This is a genomic window from Microcoleus sp. B5-D4, assembly GCF_036705145.1.
In the GTDB taxonomy this organism is placed as follows: domain Bacteria; phylum Cyanobacteriota; class Cyanobacteriia; order Cyanobacteriales; family Microcoleaceae; genus Microcoleus.
Genome location: NZ_JAUBTV010000120.1, coordinates 1 through 16,885, shown reverse-complemented (window position 1 = coordinate 16,885; position 16,885 = coordinate 1). Strand labels below are relative to the sequence as shown.

General features: G+C 46.9%; 17 protein-coding genes. 9 read left to right on the top strand and 8 right to left on the bottom strand.

Annotation, left to right across the window (positions count from 1 at the left end; all coding sequences use genetic code 11):
* Positions 1 to 331 precede the first annotated feature (331 nt).
* Positions 332 to 811, bottom strand: a complete 480-nt coding sequence (locus tag QUB10_RS31590) for an ATP-binding protein (RefSeq protein WP_333207091.1) — start codon at positions 809 to 811, stop codon at positions 332 to 334.
* 432 nt (positions 812 to 1,243) lie between these two features.
* On the opposite strand from QUB10_RS31590, the gene QUB10_RS31585 reads away from it, so the two are divergent.
* A complete protein-coding gene (locus QUB10_RS31585) occupies positions 1,244 to 2,380 on the top strand; it encodes a SpoIIE family protein phosphatase (protein WP_333155908.1) in 1,137 nt (378 codons plus the stop codon).
* A 56-nt stretch (positions 2,381 to 2,436) separates the two neighbouring features.
* Here the strand turns inward: QUB10_RS31585 and QUB10_RS31580 are convergent, their stop codons facing one another.
* The 4 genes from QUB10_RS31580 to QUB10_RS31565 all read right to left on the bottom strand — a co-directional run bounded on the left by QUB10_RS31580 (position 2,437) and on the right by QUB10_RS31565 (position 4,906).
* Entirely contained in the window at positions 2,437 to 2,763 is a 327-nt protein-coding gene (locus tag QUB10_RS31580) for an STAS domain-containing protein (RefSeq protein WP_041623653.1), read from the bottom strand.
* 238 nt (positions 2,764 to 3,001) lie between these two features.
* Positions 3,002 to 3,634 (bottom strand): helix-turn-helix domain-containing protein, encoded by a 633-nt coding sequence (locus QUB10_RS31575; protein ID WP_333207090.1) that lies wholly within the window; start codon positions 3,632 to 3,634, stop codon positions 3,002 to 3,004.
* Between the two features lie 394 nt (positions 3,635 to 4,028).
* On the bottom strand, positions 4,029 to 4,577 hold the full coding sequence (gene dps / locus QUB10_RS31570) for a DNA starvation/stationary phase protection protein Dps (RefSeq protein ID WP_333207089.1): 549 nt from the start codon (positions 4,575 to 4,577) through the stop codon (positions 4,029 to 4,031).
* Positions 4,578 to 4,645: 68 nt separating this feature from the next.
* Positions 4,646 to 4,906: a sulfiredoxin gene (locus tag QUB10_RS31565; protein ID WP_333207088.1), complete on the bottom strand. Its 261-nt coding sequence runs from the start codon at positions 4,904 to 4,906 to the stop codon at positions 4,646 to 4,648.
* Positions 4,907 to 5,052: 146 nt separating this feature from the next.
* Here QUB10_RS31565 and QUB10_RS31560 point away from each other — a divergent pair, with 146 nt between their 5' ends.
* Both QUB10_RS31560 and QUB10_RS31555 read left to right on the top strand, forming a co-directional pair.
* On the top strand, positions 5,053 to 5,286 hold the full coding sequence (locus QUB10_RS31560; RefSeq protein ID WP_333207087.1) for a DUF433 domain-containing protein: 234 nt from the start codon (positions 5,053 to 5,055) through the stop codon (positions 5,284 to 5,286).
* Positions 5,283 to 5,624: a DUF5615 family PIN-like protein gene (locus QUB10_RS31555; protein ID WP_333207086.1), complete on the top strand. Its 342-nt coding sequence runs from the start codon at positions 5,283 to 5,285 to the stop codon at positions 5,622 to 5,624. Before QUB10_RS31560 ends, QUB10_RS31555 begins: the two co-directional genes overlap by 4 nt.
* A 169-nt stretch (positions 5,625 to 5,793) precedes the next feature.
* Here QUB10_RS31555 and QUB10_RS31550 read toward each other — a convergent pair whose 3' ends face one another.
* The 3 genes from QUB10_RS31550 to QUB10_RS31545 all read right to left on the bottom strand — a co-directional run bounded on the left by QUB10_RS31550 (position 5,794) and on the right by QUB10_RS31545 (position 8,746).
* On the bottom strand, positions 5,794 to 8,136 hold the full coding sequence (locus QUB10_RS31550; protein WP_333207085.1) for a hypothetical protein: 2,343 nt from the start codon (positions 8,134 to 8,136) through the stop codon (positions 5,794 to 5,796).
* Between the two features lie 345 nt (positions 8,137 to 8,481).
* A complete protein-coding gene (locus tag QUB10_RS34350) occupies positions 8,482 to 8,565 on the bottom strand; it encodes a hypothetical protein (protein WP_445300810.1) in 84 nt (27 codons plus the stop codon).
* Positions 8,555 to 8,746, bottom strand: coding sequence for a hypothetical protein (locus QUB10_RS31545; RefSeq protein ID WP_333207084.1), 192 nt, complete (start codon positions 8,744 to 8,746; stop codon positions 8,555 to 8,557). Before QUB10_RS31545 ends, QUB10_RS34350 begins: the two co-directional genes overlap by 11 nt.
* A gap of 318 nt (positions 8,747 to 9,064) precedes the next feature.
* On the opposite strand from QUB10_RS31545, the gene QUB10_RS31540 reads away from it, so the two are divergent.
* The 6 genes from QUB10_RS31540 (at position 9,065) to QUB10_RS31515 (ending at position 16,722) form a co-directional block, all read left to right on the top strand.
* Entirely contained in the window at positions 9,065 to 9,319 is a 255-nt protein-coding gene (locus QUB10_RS31540) for a hypothetical protein (protein ID WP_333069422.1), read from the top strand.
* Positions 9,320 to 9,401: 82 nt separating this feature from the next.
* Entirely contained in the window at positions 9,402 to 10,472 is a 1,071-nt protein-coding gene (locus tag QUB10_RS31535) for an Hpt domain-containing protein (protein ID WP_333207083.1), read from the top strand.
* A 174-nt stretch (positions 10,473 to 10,646) separates the two neighbouring features.
* Positions 10,647 to 11,111: a Fur family transcriptional regulator gene (locus tag QUB10_RS31530; RefSeq protein ID WP_333207082.1), complete on the top strand. Its 465-nt coding sequence runs from the start codon at positions 10,647 to 10,649 to the stop codon at positions 11,109 to 11,111.
* Positions 11,112 to 11,847: 736 nt separating this feature from the next.
* A complete protein-coding gene (locus QUB10_RS31525) occupies positions 11,848 to 14,064 on the top strand; it encodes a hypothetical protein (protein WP_333207081.1) in 2,217 nt (738 codons plus the stop codon).
* 47 nt (positions 14,065 to 14,111) lie between these two features.
* Entirely contained in the window at positions 14,112 to 16,061 is a 1,950-nt protein-coding gene (locus tag QUB10_RS31520; protein ID WP_333207080.1) for a DUF3685 domain-containing protein, read from the top strand.
* A 175-nt stretch (positions 16,062 to 16,236) separates the two neighbouring features.
* Entirely contained in the window at positions 16,237 to 16,722 is a 486-nt protein-coding gene (locus QUB10_RS31515) for a CRR6 family NdhI maturation factor (protein ID WP_333207079.1), read from the top strand.
* Positions 16,723 to 16,885 lie beyond the last annotated feature (163 nt).

The following is a 16,885-nucleotide window of genomic DNA, read 5'->3' as shown; positions in this document are numbered from 1 at the left end:
GTCCCGCCCGTCTTTTTTGGACGGGCGGGACGCCCATCCCACAATAACAATTAAAATTGTAAGTTATTTAATTCGCGCTCCTAAGCCAATAGGGACTCTCACCGAGATTACCTCCTTTGCGAGTTAATCTGCTTCGGACGGCAGTGCCATAATATTTTAGGGTAATAAGTACGGAAGAACCGGAAATACCGATGCTATGGGAACTGCCAGTATCTAGCGAAGCAGTCAAATCAAAAGATCATAAGCTGCGTAGCCGCTTAAGAGTCACCCTGGGTTCTGAGGGAAGGGTTGAGGGGCTACCCTCAACCCTTACCCGCTAAAAATATTAGTGTTATTTTCGAGCGTCGATACAGGGCGAATAATTTTTGACCATCGACAAACAGTTCCGTCCATCAGCCATTCTCTCGTAACTAATACTGTCTGCGATGTCTTTGATCAATTTTAGGCCCCGCCCGCCCGGAGAGTGAACATCGACTTTTTCCGAAATATCTTTGATTTTTTTCTCTAAATCAAACGGATCGCCCGAGTCCCAAATTTTAATCTCTAAAGATTCAGCGAATACCGCCACCTGAATGTCAACAGGCAAATCCGCTGGTTTGCCCTTGTGGGCGTGACGCACCGCATTCGTAAAGCCCTCAGCCAAAGCCAACTGACACCTGATCCACACACTTGTAGGAATTCGCGAGTCGTACAATTGTGCAAACCACGACAAAACCCAGCTTAATCCATTCAGACCTGTATTGACTTGAAGATCCGCTTTTTTTAGCATCGGCAACTTTTGGGAACCCTTTAATTCAATCACGCTCACCACAGAAGTTCTTCATCGGCCCGTGGGCAAAATACAACGAGACAAAATACAACCAGATAAAATACAACGAGACCAAGTATAACGGCGGCCAAATTGAATGGTAGTTTGAGGATACTAGCTTTGGTGGGCCGTGGATCAATGTCTAATCCACTAATCGGTTAGCCACTATACCATAAGTAGCATTTTCATGTCAACCAGCGCCTATAGCAAATAAAAGTCTATAAAAATTTATATTCTGAGTATAAACTGAGTGAAGTTCGATCGCGCCAAATTTCCATCAAATTTTAACGTAAATTGAACTCAACGACCTGCCCTCAAAAGCAATTACCTCGAAAGCGATGTCAATCAACTATACTCAATCTCAGACAAGGGCGCTGACAGGATATATTTTAAATGACCCCCAGACCTTGAAAAACTTGTAGTACCTAAGTGCCCATGTTTCAAATTCTGGTTATTGACGATGATACGGCTGTTCAAGAACTGCTGAGAAGAACCCTGAAAAAACAGGGTTACGAAGTAACAGTAGCAAGCAATGGCGAAGACGGTGTAGCCCAGGCGCAAAAATTGCGTCCGGCCCTGATAATTTGCGATTGGATCATGCCGCGCTTAACCGGCATAGATGTCTGCCGTCGAGTTAAGGCAGATCCGGATCTGTCAACTACACAATTCTTTTTGTTGACTTCTTTGGGTTCGATCGCCGATCGAGTCAAAGGCCTCGACGCCGGTGCCGACGATTTTATCTCAAAGCCGATCGAACTCAACGAATTACAGGCAAGAGTACGCGCAGGATTGAGGCTGCACCAACTCAGCCGAGATTTGAAAATAGCCAAGCAAAGTCTGGAAGCAGAATTAGCCGAGGCCGCCGAGTACGTGCAATCGCTGCTGCCAGATCCGATGAAGGAACCTTTCAGCATCGAAGCAAAATTCATTCCCTCCCGGCAGTTGGGGGGAGATTGCTTCGACTACAACTGGCTAGATGCCGATTATTTGGCGATTTACTTGCTCGACGTAGCCGGTCACGGTTTGCGGGCGGCGCTGCCTTCGGTGGCAGTGCTCAATTTGCTGCGATCGCGCACGCTCCCCAACATAGACTACTACAAACCCAGCGACGTTTTGCGTGCCCTGAACACCACCTTCCAGATGAGCTACCAAAATGACAAGTATTTCACCATCTGGTACGGCGTTTACAACCGCATTTCTCGCCAGCTAGTTTATGCCAGCGCCGGCCATCCACCAGCCGTGTTGATTTCCCAGTCGCCTGCGAGCACTGCTAAAATCCAGCGATTAAAAACCCCCGGAATGCCGGTCGGGATGTTCCCCGACGCCCCCTATGTCGATAATTGCTGCGATGTCGAGGATTTGAGCACTCTCTACATCTTTAGCGACGGGGTATACGAGATCCACCAACCTGACGGCAATATCTGGGGGCTTGACCCTTTCATCGACCTGTTAGCAGCTTACAACGGTGCAAGTGCCGACCAGTTAGAGCTGGTTTTGAACTACATTCAAAAGTTGAACGCTAAAGCAGTTTTTGATGATGATTGGTCTTTACTCAAGGTAAACTTTGGCTAGCTGACTTCTTGCATTGCATCTGCGACCAAATAGCAAAAAGGCAGCAGCCCAAAGATTTAGTTAGTTGAGAGAATTTTGCTATTAAAAGCATCGCGGGTCTGAAATATCTCGAAAACTCGATCCATACTGGTGAGTTCAAATAAGATGCGGATTTGCTCGTTGATAGAACAGACAACTAATTGACTCCCAGCGGCCCGGACTGTTTTGAGTGCCAAGACTAAAGCGCCCAAACCAGAACTATCCATAAATGTCACATCAGTGAAGTCTATCAATACCACATCGGCTCCCGCTTCCACTAGGTCGCTAATCTCTTGGCGGAATTGACTTGCCTTGGTGCCGTCTAAAATGCCAGAGGGCTGAATAATTTTAACTACAGGACTCATATTTTGCGGTGGGAATGTCAGAATTTCTAGCCAGACTAGGCTAGTATAGCTGCGAGATGGACTCCGAGCCAAATAAGAGAGGGGAAAGCGCCAGAGTCTGAGAGCGGGAGAATAGTTTTGAGTGCAAAAGATGGTACTCGTCGCGGATCGTAACGCCGATCGCAGTCGCAGCGCTTCGCCGGGTGTGAATTTTGAGATAGGGACAATCTTTGTTCTGCCGAAGGCATTCTGGTATTAATCAAACTGGGCTAACTTTGGCGCGGTAGAGCAGTTTTTCGCCTTGTCTGTAGCCTGTGTAGCGAACTTTGACGGGTTCTCCGGGCTCGGCTGTTCCTTCCATGAGCTGATGCTGTTGAGGGTTGTAGGGAATCTCGGCTCCGACTGGGGCGATCGACTCGACTCCCCAATGCTCTAATAACTGCTCGATGGGCCGCAGCAAGGGCAGTAGTTTCTGAGCCCGCAAGTTGTGATTTTCCTGAGCTTTGCTCGCAGCAGTCGGCCACTGCAACATCCAAGATTCTAAAATTTGCACGCTAGATAGCTGGAATTCCTGCATCAAAGATTCTCGCTGCTGTTCGAGCGAAGCTTGCAGGCGCTGATATTCTTGTTCTACGGCTGTCGGTGGTGCCTGTTCTAACTCTACATAGTCTGGTGCCAAGGTTGCGAGCAGTTCGTTTAAGGAAATTTGCAAAGCTTGACTGATTTTGAGCAGGATGTCGGCTCGGGTTTGCAAAGCTAAGCCGCGACGCAGGCGACTTAGCTGGATCTCGGAAACTCCTGCTTTTTTGCTGAGTTCTCGATCGCCCGAAAGCCCCGCCTGTTCCATCAGGCGTTGCAGTTGAGGAGCATAATCTGGAATATTGGCAGTCACGAAAAACTCATCCAAATTAACTATTAGCCGGGAAGTCCCGGGCGTATATTTAGAGGGGATTAATCTGAGCGCTGGGCCCCGTACCCCGTTGGGAATTACGCCCGCGTGATGAAAGGCTCGTCGGCTGTAGGTACCCAAACCGACAATTATTCTTTTATACCCCAAGATGATCTGGAAATACTCTGATACTATATTAGCAAGTGGGGGTGGAACTACCTCACTATAAAAAGCATGAGAAAAAAAAGGAAAAAGAAGCCTGCGGTCTAACTGTACTCAGTTGACCGTCAGGTTTGTTCACTAAATGGACATATTCTCGATCGTAAACTGTCACGAGCCTTAAGGAAATACATCTGTGGGGCGGGCTCGGGCGCCCACCCCACAACTTTTTTTGTGGCTATTTGACGGCAACTTTTTCGGGGGCGGCTGTTGCAGTTGTCGCAGAACCTTGCAAATGCGCTTCTAGGAACCACAAACGCTTGTCAATTGTCCGCGAAATTTCGGTGTAGAGATCCGCTGTATCGGCGTCGCCGAGTTCGCCTGTTTTGTCGATGGCGACTCGCAGGTGTTGGGCGTAGGGTGCGTAGCGATCGGCTAAAGCCGTCACGTATTCTTTGCCGTCTAAAATGTCGAAAGGAAATTCTGGCAAAATCGAATCTGCAGCGGCTGTGCGGGCTGTTCCTACAGCCAAACCGCCCAAAGCTGTGACCCGTTCGGCAACCAAATCGATGTATTCTTCGAGTTCTGTTGCCATTTCGTCAAATAGCAAGTGCAACTGGTAGAAGTCCATGCCTTTGACGTTCCAGTGAGCTTGCTTGACTTGAGTTTTTAAGTCCAGAGTCGTTGCCAGCGTGGCGTTGAGCAGCCCGACTACTTGAGAGCGGGTGCCGGCTGACATATCGATGCGGGTGGGGTAAAGATGTTGTTTGTGGTTGTTGGTAGTCATAGGTTTTTAGCTTGTTATTAGTGATTGTCGATCGAATATTTGCCTGTCATGAATTTCTGTTGAGAGGCTCAGGCTAGGTGCATCTGCAACACCGCACGGGGAGCTCGGCGTACTTTACAGCGGATAGTTTCCAAACCGAGACGCTGGCAAGCTTCGTAGCGGTGGCAACCGGAAAATCCGTAATACTGACCATCTACTTCTAGCACGTCGATGGGTTCGTTTAAACCTACCTCGCGGATGGATTCCATGAGGGCGGCGACTTTGCTTTGGTCGTTGACTCGCGGCAGGGGGCGGCGAATCTGGTTGAGAGGAATTTCTTCTATCCTCATGGCGGCTCTCTTTTTTGCTTCTTGTTAAATCATACTCGTTATGACTTCGACTTGGCAACAAAAATTAGGACTTACGGAAAAACCTGGTTTCGAGAGGATTGCTCGCTAAGATGGAGAGAAACAAAGCAACTTGCAGGCAACCCCTGATGAACTCAACGACTGGCTTGTTAACTCGCATTACCCAGACCCCCGGTCAGTGTGGTGGTCGTCCCTGCATTCGAGGAATGCGAATTCGAGTCACCGACATCTTAGAAATGCTGGCTGAGAACGTCAGCATTACTGAGATTTTAGAAGATTTCCCGGACTTGGAGCTTGCAGATATTCAAGCTTGCTTACTGTTTGCTGCACGACGTACCGATTTCCCAAGACTGACGGCATGAAGATATGGATCGATGCTCAACTGCCACCAACTCTGGCAAATTGGCTGACAGATAACTTTAATTTAGAAGCGGTTGCGTTGCGAGATATTCAACTGCGAGATGCCCAAGATACCGAAATTTTTGAATCAGCACAAGCCGAAAAAGCTGTGATTATGACCAAAGACAGCGACTTCATCGATTTGGTATGTCGATTAGGAGCGCCCCCTCAAATTTTGTGGTTGACCTGTGGCAATGTAACAAACCGTAACCTGCGACAATTGTTAACTGCCACTTTACCTGATGCAATAGAACAATTGCGTCAAGGAGAGGCGATCGTCGAAATCAGCAACAACCCTTGAAGCCAATATTGCTGATAACGGAATAATGATGGCGTTTAGCGACTACTAAACTCTGCATCCACACCAAAATCGCTCAACCGTTCGTTGCGACGGGATTCTTCGATTGCGGTCTACACTTTTGAAGTTTCGAGCTTTCAAACTATATTTTCCCTTGTCAATTGTCCATTTACTAAAAACCATTCTCATCTTCACTGAGATGACAGCCAACTACACTGTATGGATAATCATTTTGCTCAACATCTACCCCAATAACCACAACTCGGCTGACAGGATAAAGGCTCATAGCTTCACCCACAGCATTTTCCATTGTTCGATTTCTTTTTTCTCTATCAATACGCTTATAGGCGAAGCCAGCGACTGCTCCGCGCTCTGGAACTGTTTCATTAATTAAGATACAAGTATTATTGTGATCGAGTTCCCAAAACTTATTGACAATTTTTTTAATTCGTTTAAACTGTTCTTCAAACTTTGTTTGCTCATCATGAGTAAAATTGAGAAGTACACAACCAACTTCACTCCAACGCTCAGGCTGCCGTGATTCAATATGCTGGATAATGCTTCTCCACCAAGGTGTTAATTTACGCTTCGGTTTATGATTTTCACTTTTAGTTAATTCCTTCCTAAAAAATGGTTCAAAAATGTTGGACAGGCCAACTAAGAAAAGACGCTGTTGAGTAAACTCAGCATTCCCAATGTTAAACCCTGTATCAAGATAGAACGCAAGCAAATCAATCTCATCGCCAATAGAATCAGCATTTTTCTCAAATTCTGCTCGCCGCACTAAGTAGTGTAGTTTCTCACAACTTCCCTCCAAAATTTCAAAGATAATTTCGAGATCAGCAAGAGACATAGTTGGAGACATTTCAATATCAGATGCAATTAAACCCGCTTGTTTCAGTTCGGTTGAGCGAAAAAAAAGAGTACCTAATGACTCTAAAGTAATACTCAAGCGAACCACCTCACGTACTTGGGAACAGTCAACTTCATTAAATTCGCCTTGGCGAGTCTTAAACTGATGCAAACCTAAATTGTTTTTTAGGTAATCTGAAAATCTTTTGGATTGAATTGATGGTTCCACCAGTAATTTTTTGACAATCTTCTTTAGGCTCTCAAATGCCCCACGCTTTGTCGCTTCAGTCACTCTACCTGATTTAGCCTCCACAACTAGCAGATAAGAGTCGAGTAAAACCAGAAGGTCAGTTTCAAAAGTCTTCTTGGTGGTAGGATCGAACCATTGGCTACCTTGATAAAGCTTGGCAGATGGAAAAGCTTTCTGGAAAAGCTGATAAATCTCTTGCTCCAAAAATTTTCCCCTACGCTCTTCATATTTTTTATAAATTTCAGCATGAGGTTTAATAAGAGCTTCCATCATATCTATGAAAAAATTTGAGAACAGTGTTATGACTGGGCAGAAATAAGTTCCAAGCTCAAGCTTGATGAGAGGTTTCTGCCAAACAGGATTGCCAAGAAATAAATGTTCTGGATTCCAGTTTGATAAATCTCCGAAAGATAGCGACCAGGCATCCAGCACATTTTTTAATGCTTCTGGAGCAACAGCTTTTGGGTAAGCATCTACAAACGTATCGAGTGTTAATGTGTAAATATGTTTTAGTCGTAGATCACTTTGACTGAAAATAATAGCTCTTAAGCCGTCAAGAGTTAAACCTTCCTCTTGAACATAGGCTGAGAGGTCTTCTGGAGATGAAGTAAGATCGGGAAAAGCTTGATAATATTCTTTGATAGCTGTTTCGATGCTTTTGGCTCCGAGCGCAGGCATAACCCAATTCCAATGCTGATTGATTCTGCTTTCAACAACATCGAGTATTTTGAACCACATTTCAACTAAACAAACAACTCGAACTCCCATTCTTTGCTCAATCGTATTATCCAGACTTGAGAATAAATCCGAAACAATCCGCTTAACTTGTTGTGGATATCCCCTACGTACAGCTTGAGTATCTATCCTGATCGTTTTTATGGCGATAAGCTTATGAAACGGTTCTCTAGTTGTCGATGGATCAGTTAGCGAAGAATGCCTCTCTGGAAATCTATCTGTGACCTCCTGAACTAGCTGACGAGACTCATCAAAGTCTTGTGGTAGAGCTGGTCTGAAATCAAATGAATCTTGTGAATGCTGAAGAAGAAGACCTTGTAGAAACTCTACATGATGTTGAAGGATTGGAGCTTTTTCAGTCCACTCACGATTTATGCCGGGTGAAGTAGTTAAACCGTAGTATGCAAAAAACGATAGTAAAGAACAAGGCTCAACCTGAAAAACTCGTTTTTGCAATATTTTAAAAGAGGTCTCAAATTGTTGGTCGGAGTTTTCATTTGATTTGTTAGTTAATTCAACTACTTCATCTTCAGTCATTCCCTCAAACGGAGATGACATCTCATAAGAGAGGATTTCAGTAGATGGTCCTTCGACGCGACGAGTACCAAAACCTCTAGACAGGTTTTTATTATTTGCTTGGGCAGAAGTTTTCTCTTTCTTCCGTTTCTTCTTGGTCATTGTAAAACTCACCTAAACCATGATACTTAGTTCTCCATCCCAATGATAGCGGGACTTTATTAAAATACTCAAGTCGGACAGATAACTTGGATAGACCGCCCCGATATAACCTAAGCAGTCGAACTATTATTAGGCTGAAACTTTCCGCATAATACCCAAATCACGTGGATACGCGCCTGGTTTTAGTATCACTCGTTATTAAACTAACATTTTCTATTTAGTTGTGCACATTTTGGTGATTAGCCTAGCTTTCTTTAGTCTAACTCTGGAATATGTAGCCGATCGCGGATGGCATCGGCAACTTGGGCTACTACCCGTTCCATTTACCGCTGGGACAGAATAATGTCAAGTCAATCCAGCAATAATATTGACACTCCTACCCAGAATAGCGGTGTTAAAAAAGAACGACAGCACACAGTTAAAAAGCACGAGATACCTCGTTGAACGAGAAGTTATCTGCACATCTGCAACGCCAACAAGTCATGCGAATTTCCAAGGAGAAATATAAAAAATCTTTGTAGTGAGGTTCGTCGTCGCCCGGAAAATCCCAACCCCGGCTGGAAGTAGCTGCGGTGCAGTTTGCTCGGCTTTCGGTAGTAGCTGCGGGCATACTGCATGGTGAAGATAGTAGACTTATTGCATAAATCTTCGATCGGGAAACCGCAGATGCAACGCGGATAATTTCAAGTCTTGAGAGCGAATGCTTGCAATTGGAGTCTAGTGTGTACCTGCATCCAAGACCCAATATAGGTTAGGCACAGTCAGGGTTAGAAAATCTCAACTACTGCCATCTTCGCAGGAACTCCCAAAAAATAGCTATGAATTGGCAACACTCAGCACAGACAGGCTTTTTCATGCCTTTCGATAGATCGATCGACCTCAACCTTCTAGGTACAGTGGGAGAAAAGATAAATTGTGGCTTGAAATTATGGCATCCTCCCAACCCCTCAAAGGCATTGAATTGATCGACTGCGCCAAAGCTAACGCCCAACAAGGAATCGCCACAGCCGCGAAGCTTTGTGGCTACGGAGGCGACCTCAACACCTTCGAGCGGGAACTGAAACAGGCTTGCCAAGACATTGGCGTCGAAGTCAAGGAGTTAAACGACTTGATTACGAATCAGCAGATGATGAAACAAGGAATGGGCATTGAAATCGCTCCAGATACTCCCTCCGAACTCTAGGCTCAATCTCCACCGCACCAGTTTTAGAGCTAAGATTGCCCTGAGACCCGTATTTGGAGTCTGCTAGCTGAGGCAGGCTAGAATGTTTTGCATGGGAGCTTCCGACTTTTGGCAGGAGTCGTGTTTTCTCCCGCGAACAGGGTGCTTTCTGGAGGGTGCACAGATTGTTAGGAGGACTGTCGTGTCAGATCAGCAAGACCGAATTATGCGTTTGTTTATAGAGGAGGCTAAGGAGCACCTCGATACTCTAGAAAATGGTTTAGTGGATTTAAAGTCCACGATGAAAGACCCCGAAAGCGTCCAAGAGATGTTTCGAGCCGCCCATTCCGTGAAAGGAGGGGCGGCTATGCTTGGCTTAGATAGTATTAAAACAACCGCTCACCGCTTGGAAGATTGTTTTAAGGTCCTCAAGGACGGGCCCGTCAAGCAGGTTGACCAAACGGCAGAATCCCTATTTTTAAAGGGAGTTGATACGCTTAAGGACTTGCTGGGGCGACTGGAGGGGCCTTTCGGCTTGAGGAATGAGGAGGGAGAAAAACTCGTGCAGCAGGTGATGCCTGTTTTTGCTCAACTGGAAACTCACCTCGATAAATTGGCGTCGGGCAAAGTGCAGGCTGCTGCTGGGTCTGGTACGCCCGCCACTCCAACAGCGGGCGCTGTGCCGGCGAATTTTGCGGTTGAAGTGATGACTTTACTCAAAGAAATGTTGCAGGTGTTCAAGCAGAAAGAATCGGCTGCTAGTCGCTCTGAGTTGACGGCTGTGTGCGTTCGCCTCTATAAATTGGGAGGTAAAATAGAGACTTGGCAAAATTTAGTAAAAACAGCTAGAGCAGCGATCGTTAATCCCAAAAACTCTTATAAAGTCTTAGCTCCCCTGATTATCAAAGAACTCAAGGAAGCTGGCGATTTAGTACAAGTGGGGAAAGTCAAGACGATCGTTCCGAGTAAAAATTTGCTACTTTTGGCAGCAAGCCCAAAACCAGCAGAGGCAAGCCCCCCAGCCGTTCCAGCAGCCCCAGCAGCAGCCTCGAAGCCAGTAGCTCTTCCAGCCGAACCGAAGGCGGTAGTCAAGCTTTTGCTCAAAACTTTCAACAAAAAGCAACTCTCGGAAATCGCCAAGTTATTGGTTAACGCCATCAAATCCTCGAACTAGGAGGTGTTGCAGTAGAAGATAGAGTTGAGCAGCAACTCGAAAAAATTCACTCAGTCGAGATTTTTGCCCTCTACCTTCTACTGTTGGGCAACCCTGCGTTAGAATTAGTGGATATATGGGCGTGCAATATTGTACCAGAATTAAAAATCGATCAGGCTTTATAAGGCGGTAGCTGTGAAACCAATTCGTTCATTAGAAGATGCTTTAAACCGCTGTCAGGCGATAGGAATGCGCTTGAGCCGCCAGCGTCGATTTATTCTAGAACTTTTGTGGGAGGCAAAAGAACACCTCTCCGCTCGCGAAATTTACGATCGCCTCAACAAACAAGCGCATTCGATCGGGCATACTTCTGTGTATCAAAATCTAGAAGCTTTGTCGAGAGCAGGGATTATTGAGTGTATAGAACGCTCGGAGGGACGGTTGTACGGCAATGTCAGCGACTCTCACTCTCACGTCAATTGTCTTGATACGGCTCAGATTCTAGACGTTCATGTGGAATTGCCGATCGACTTGATCGAGCTAATCCAAGAGCAAACGGGTGTCAAAATTGTAGACTACCGGATAGATTTCTACGGATATAGATCGGCAGAGTCCGCCACGCAAGCATCGAGTGTCAGCAATACGCCAAAGGCTTCGTAACCGATAAAGCAGCGGCTGTTGGACGCAAAACCGATCTTTGGGCTGGGTCGATCGGTGGTATAAAAGGATTTAAGTATTTAGCTGGGTTCGAGCGTTTTTTTTGCCGTTGCACGCCGGAATTCGGCACAGTAGAAGAAAAAGGAAAACAGAAAAATGAAACTCGATCGACAAGTTTGGCGATCGGGAATAAAATTTACGACTAAACCCAAAAAATCAATCCTATCCCCTACAGGTAAAAGTGTAGACCAAATCCGGCTTTAATACCCCCTTTATTTTTTAATCAGCTTGGAGTGAAGCAAAGTTTGTGTAGTTGCGGTTTCAACCGCTGAGTCCGATCGTGGAATTTCTGACCCGGATTTAATATTAGGCCTTAGTTTAATCCCTCCCCCAATTCATCTGCAGAGTCAAATCTAAAATCTAAAATCTAAAATCTAAAATCTAAAATTGCTCGACTGACGGGGCTTTATACTGTTTTTTCTGCTAAACGGCCCCGGAATCTGTCAATAATTGTGTGATAACTGGTATGATTTACGTGCTTCGAGAGCCTAAAATACTCGGAAGCAACCAGTGGGGCCAGACACGAACCTCACTATAAAACACCGTAGAGGGAAAGATGGCCAGTACCTTGAAGGAAGTTCTCGATCTCCTTAACAGGAGTCAGAAGCCGACATCACAATCTATGATTTGATGTGGGAGTGTCACGTGAAGAGTGCGCATTACAGGACAGGCTGAAGTAATGGCGAGACGACAATCTGACCAATTCCACACACCACCGCAATACAACCCCTCCCCTAAACCGACGGCACAGTTCAGTGCAGAGGCGACAGGGGATGCGAGTTCCTTCGTAACGGCCGGGCCGACCGAGGGAAAAAGAACTTTTTGGCAGTGGCAGCTTATCTGGCTGAGTCTCCTGGTGGGATTTGGAGTAACCGGTGCCGCTGCATTTCTGTGGTTGCTGACGATGCCGCCACCGCCAAATTGCCAGCAACTGTCGCCACTGGCGGCGGACGGAGAGCGACTTTACTGCGCTCAACAAGCTGCTAAGTCGGGCAAGCTAGAACAGCTAGAATCGGCAATGGCATTGGTGCAGGCTTGGCCGAAAGAACATCCGCTATACTCCCAAGGTCAACATTTGATAGGGGAATGGTCGAAAGCCATTCTGGGATTTGCCCGGGCAAAAATTGAACTGGGCGATTTGAAAGGCGCTCTGGAGATTGTGGCGAAAATTCCGAAAACCAGTCCCTCTTACCCAGAGGTAGAGGAGGCTGTGACTGCTTGGGAAAAAAATTGGCAGGAGGGCCAAAAACTCTACGAGACAGCCCTAGCAGCTTTGAAAAGTGAGGATTTAAAAAAGGCTTGGGATTATGCTCAAGCTCTATTTAAGCTGGAAAATATTTTCTGGAGTCAAAAGCGGTACAACGAGCTGATCCAGCAGATTTCTATGGAAAGAAACGGCTGGCAGCGCTTGCAAGAGGCTAGAGATTTGGCGAAGGACGGAACTCCGCAAAAGTTCGCTGAGGCAATCGTCCTGGCTCGCAAAATAGACTCGCAGCTTTTTGCCCGCGCTAAAGCTGAGAAGGAAATTGAGGGCTGGAGCCGGACTTTGCTGGCAATGGCTACTAAGCGGTTGGGGGCGAAAGACCTGCCGGGGGCGATCGAGGCTGCTTCGGTTGTGCCGCAGGATTCCCCGCTGTTTGCGGAAGCTCAAGATTTGATGCAGTTGGGTAGGGCTCAGGCAGTGACGTGGAACCAGTCGATATCAACTCCGCTGCCACAACACATTTTTAGCTTGCTGGAAGGGCAGGGGGCTGCTAGCCAAATTGCTCCGGGTCGCCCTCTGTACAAGCAAGCTCAAGTTCAAGTTGAAAATTTGCAGGTGCAGTTTCAAGATTTGCTGCGACTGCAAGTGGCGAGCACGATCGCTAGTTTCGGTCACATAGGGACGTTTGGACTCGCGATCGAGCAAGCGCAAACTATCGGACTTAAGCAACCGCGGCGGATTCACGCTCAAACTTTGGTGGCTGCTTGGCGCCGGGAAATTCAGCGGATCGAAGACCAATCTTTTCTGACTCTGGCGAAGCAGTTGGCAGAAGCGCAAACCGTTGAAGGACTAAAGGGCGGCATCGCTCAGGTAGTCCTGGTTGCTCAAAACCGTCCCCGCAGGATAGAGGCGCAAACTCTGCTGGCTCAGTGGACGAAACGCATAGAAGTTATTCAAGATCAGCCTTTTTTGGATGAAGCGATCGCCCTGGCGAAGCAAGGAAAACTTAGTGCTGCTATTGAAAAAGCTTCGCAAATTAAGAGCGGTAGGAGTTTGTACGCGAAAGCTCAGGATAATGTCTATCAGTGGGTGAGCGAACTGCAAGTTGCTCAAGACAGACCGATTCTCGATCGAGCTGCGGAATTGGCGTCTCAAGGCAGTCTAGGAGCGGCGATCGATACGGCTTCCCAAATCGGTTACGGTAGGGCGCTGTATTCAGAGGCTGCAGGGGCGATCGGGCGCTGGAGTGCTGAACTCAGAGCCAACACTGCACCGCCGCCGGAACCCGCTCGCGATTACGCGCCGGAACCCGCTCGCGACTACGCGCCAGCTCCAGCAGAGGAGTACGCGCCAGCTCCGCGACAGGAGGAGTACGCGCCAGCTCCGCGACAGGAGGAGTACGCGCCAGAGCCAGAGCCTTACTATCCGCCTGCGAGAGAAGAGGCCCCGGCTCCCGAACCTTACAATCCGCCTGCTCCCGATCCGGAACCTTACTATCCGCCCGCGAGGGAGCCGGAACCGGAACCTTACTATCCGTCCGCGAGGGAGCCGGAACCTTACTATCCGCCCGCTAGAGAAGAGGCCCCGGCTCCGGCTCCCGAACCTCCTCCTCCGGCTCCGGCTCCGGAACCCGCGCCGCCCTCGATTCCTGAATCGGCTGGGCCTCCTGATGCTAATTTGATCCCCGAGTAATTGGGTTTTCGCGCGATCGAACTCTAAAATCTCCAATCTAAAATCAAGTGAGTAATTTTCAACTGCTGACGATCGAGGGCGACCCCATTTTCCGGCTGGGGCTGCGAATCGCTTGCGAGCAGTATCCAGACTTGCAAGTTGTTGCAGAGGTTTCAACCCCAACCGAGGCTTTGCGAGTTCTAGAAGCTCGCTCGCTCGACTCGGTAGCAGCCAAGAAACCCGCTGATTTGGTAATTTTGGCTGTTGAAGCCCTAAATTTGCGATCGGGTCAAATAGAGGCGCTGGCATTTTGTCGCGAACTCAAAACTTTGTACCCCAATCTGCCTCTGTTGCTGCTAGGCGGGCCGCTGACACCGGAGCTGTTGGCCCAGGTACAGGCGGCGGGCGCGAAGGGCTATTGTCCTAAAGGTAGAGATATTTCCCTGACAATCGAAGCTATTCGCGCGGTGGCATTGGGTCGCACTTATTGGCCGACGGATGCGGCAACTAACCCGGAAAGAGAAATAAATGCAGCGAGGGTTCAAACAGTAGAAAACTCCGCAATAATTGCAGATAAAAATGCAGATAATTCGACAGTTGATACGCCAGTACACAAAAAAATGCTGGCTTATTTTTGTCATTCTGGACTACGGGAAATAGATGCAACTTTGGCGGTTGTCCAAGCAGATTTGCAAGAGATTAAAGCGGCAAATCCGACAGATTTGCCCTCTATCTTAGATGGGGTGGTACTCAGCGGGCGCCGCAGAGAATTGCTGGCAGCTCGCTGGATTGTCAGTCAGTTATTATTGGAAGGAAAAGGGGAGAAGGCAGAAGGCAGAAGGCAGGAGGCAGAAGGCATAAAGCAGAGGATAGAAGACCGAAAGCAGAAAGAAGAAATGAGAGGCGAGAATTTGTTAAATAATTCTCAATCGCAATTAGCGAATTCCAAAGTTTCGACTGAATCTTTGGTGGTTGCAACTAATTGGCAAGGTAGCTTGTTTGACTCGGCGGCAGCTAAATTGCAGTTGGATTTGGTGAATTTGACTGGCTTGCCTTTGGAAATCGATATTTTGCGATCGACCAAAAAGCGTGAATTGATGAGTTCCATCCTGCGGAAGTTAAAGGATTTGTTGGAGGAATTGCGCTTTTCGCAAGTGCAGGAAACTCAATTGTCGCAAAAAATGCCTGCTATTTTACGAGATTTGTGGGAGGCGACAATCATAGATTTTTTTGGCAGATACTATACACTGCCAACGGTAGAAAATCTGGTTTTTGATGGCAGTCAAACAAGCTTGAAACTGGGAGAAAGTCAAGAGGGAAGCGCTGCTTATCTCTTGGCAGGCAGTGGCGTAGAAGTTGTGCCGATGCTGCTGGCAGATGCTGATGTAGTTGCAGCTCAAATCCTTGACAAAATACCGATGACAGTTGATTTGTTTGCACATTTGCTATTTGAAATTCCTCTAACAGTTGACAATATTTCTTGTGTTGCTGGCAGCCCGGAAGCAATGCAGCGAGCTGAAGCTTTGTTGGAAAATTTGGCAATTCAAGTTGCTAGCGGAGTGGTACAGCCTCTACTAAATAATTTGGCAAATATTGAAGAAATTAAGCAAATTTTTTACGATGGTAAGTTGATTTCGACGCGAGAAATTGAGAGATTTCGGAATGATTTGTCGTGGAGATATAGCTGGGATAGATATTTTGTGGAACCGAAAGCTATTTTTGAAAGCCGGTTTTGGCTGTTTGTTTTGGGCGATTCTGGAATTAAGAGAATTTCTATTTATGCTCCTAGAAATCTAGAGTTAGCACAGTTGTCTGGGTGGCAGTTAGCCTTGACTTTGCTGCTGGAAACCAGGGATGCGATCGCACCTAGAGTTCGCGCGGTTATTTCGCTGTTGGGTGCTGGCGTTGTTTACGTTTTGACTCAGGTTATAGGGCGGGGAATTGGTTTGATCGGGCGGGGAATTATCCAGGGGATTGGTAATTCTTTGCAGGATAGCAAGTTTGGGAAAAATGGGTAATTAGTCATTAGTCATTAGTCATTAGTCATTAGTTGGTAGTCATGAGTGAGCTAAAATATTTATAGCTGGTGGTACGATCGCTAAATGCTATCCAGTTGACAATCAAGCAATTGGGTCTCTTTCCCCCGGATTCATCGGTAGAAGCAAACTAAAATCTAACATAGGTTGACATTTTATGAGTATTATGATAGCGATAGATGCCGATCGCATAAACAGTTTAGATTTGTCTCCGGTGCGGACTGTGATTGAAAAGTGGCTGGCCGAAGGAGCGATCGCCCAAAACGAACAACAGCTACAATTTGAAATTGAGTATCCGCGCGAAGAGTTAGATCCGCGAGAAATTTCGGAAATTCCCGAAGTGCGGCTGTGGTTTATTCGCTTGGATGCTTGTTACCCTTGGCTGCCATTTTTGCTGGATTGGAAAGCGGGAGAATTGGCGCGCTATGCGGCGATGTTGGTGCCGCACCAATTCCACCGCACCCAAGGTATTCAGTACAATCCTGAAGCTTTGGAAATGTTTTTGATGAACAAAATTTTTGTGTTGACTGATTGGTTGAATCAGCAGGGAATTCCCAGTAAATCGAAGTTGATGGCGATGTCGCAGATGTTTGGTTATGATTTGGAGGATGCTTTTTTTGATGTGATCCTGCCGCACCAATAAGCTGTAAGTAAGCCCACCTAAATTGTATTTTTTGGGCAGGCGGGACGCCCAACCCCTACTCCCCACAAGAAGTCGCTCAAACTTGACTGTTAAGGAATGAGAATTAAATAACTTCCACTCTTGAAAGTGGGATGGGCGTCCCGCCCGTCCTTTTTGGACGGGC

Bases quoted from the DNA above. Each gene is read 5' to 3' on its own strand.
- QUB10_RS31585 (WP_333155908.1), top strand. From the start codon at position 1,244: ATGTTTCAAATTCTGGTTATTGACGATGATACGGCTGTTCAAGAACTG.
- QUB10_RS31580 (WP_041623653.1), bottom strand. From the start codon at position 2,763: ATGAGTCCTGTAGTTAAAATTATTCAGCCCTCTGGCATTTTAGACGGC.
- dps (WP_333207089.1), bottom strand. From the start codon at position 4,577: ATGACTACCAACAACCACAAACAACATCTTTACCCCACCCGCATCGAT.
- QUB10_RS31565 (WP_333207088.1), bottom strand. From the start codon at position 4,906: ATGAGGATAGAAGAAATTCCTCTCAACCAGATTCGCCGCCCCCTGCCG.
- QUB10_RS31560 (WP_333207087.1), top strand. From the start codon at position 5,053: ATGAACTCAACGACTGGCTTGTTAACTCGCATTACCCAGACCCCCGGT.
- QUB10_RS31555 (WP_333207086.1), top strand. From the start codon at position 5,283: ATGAAGATATGGATCGATGCTCAACTGCCACCAACTCTGGCAAATTGG.
- QUB10_RS31550 (WP_333207085.1), bottom strand. From the start codon at position 8,136: ATGACCAAGAAGAAACGGAAGAAAGAGAAAACTTCTGCCCAAGCAAAT.
- QUB10_RS31545 (WP_333207084.1), bottom strand. From the start codon at position 8,746: ATGCCCGCAGCTACTACCGAAAGCCGAGCAAACTGCACCGCAGCTACT.
- QUB10_RS31540 (WP_333069422.1), top strand. From the start codon at position 9,065: ATGGCATCCTCCCAACCCCTCAAAGGCATTGAATTGATCGACTGCGCC.
- QUB10_RS31535 (WP_333207083.1), top strand. From the start codon at position 9,402: ATGTTTTGCATGGGAGCTTCCGACTTTTGGCAGGAGTCGTGTTTTCTC.
- QUB10_RS31525 (WP_333207081.1), top strand. From the start codon at position 11,848: ATGGCGAGACGACAATCTGACCAATTCCACACACCACCGCAATACAAC.
- QUB10_RS31515 (WP_333207079.1), top strand. From the start codon at position 16,237: ATGAGTATTATGATAGCGATAGATGCCGATCGCATAAACAGTTTAGAT.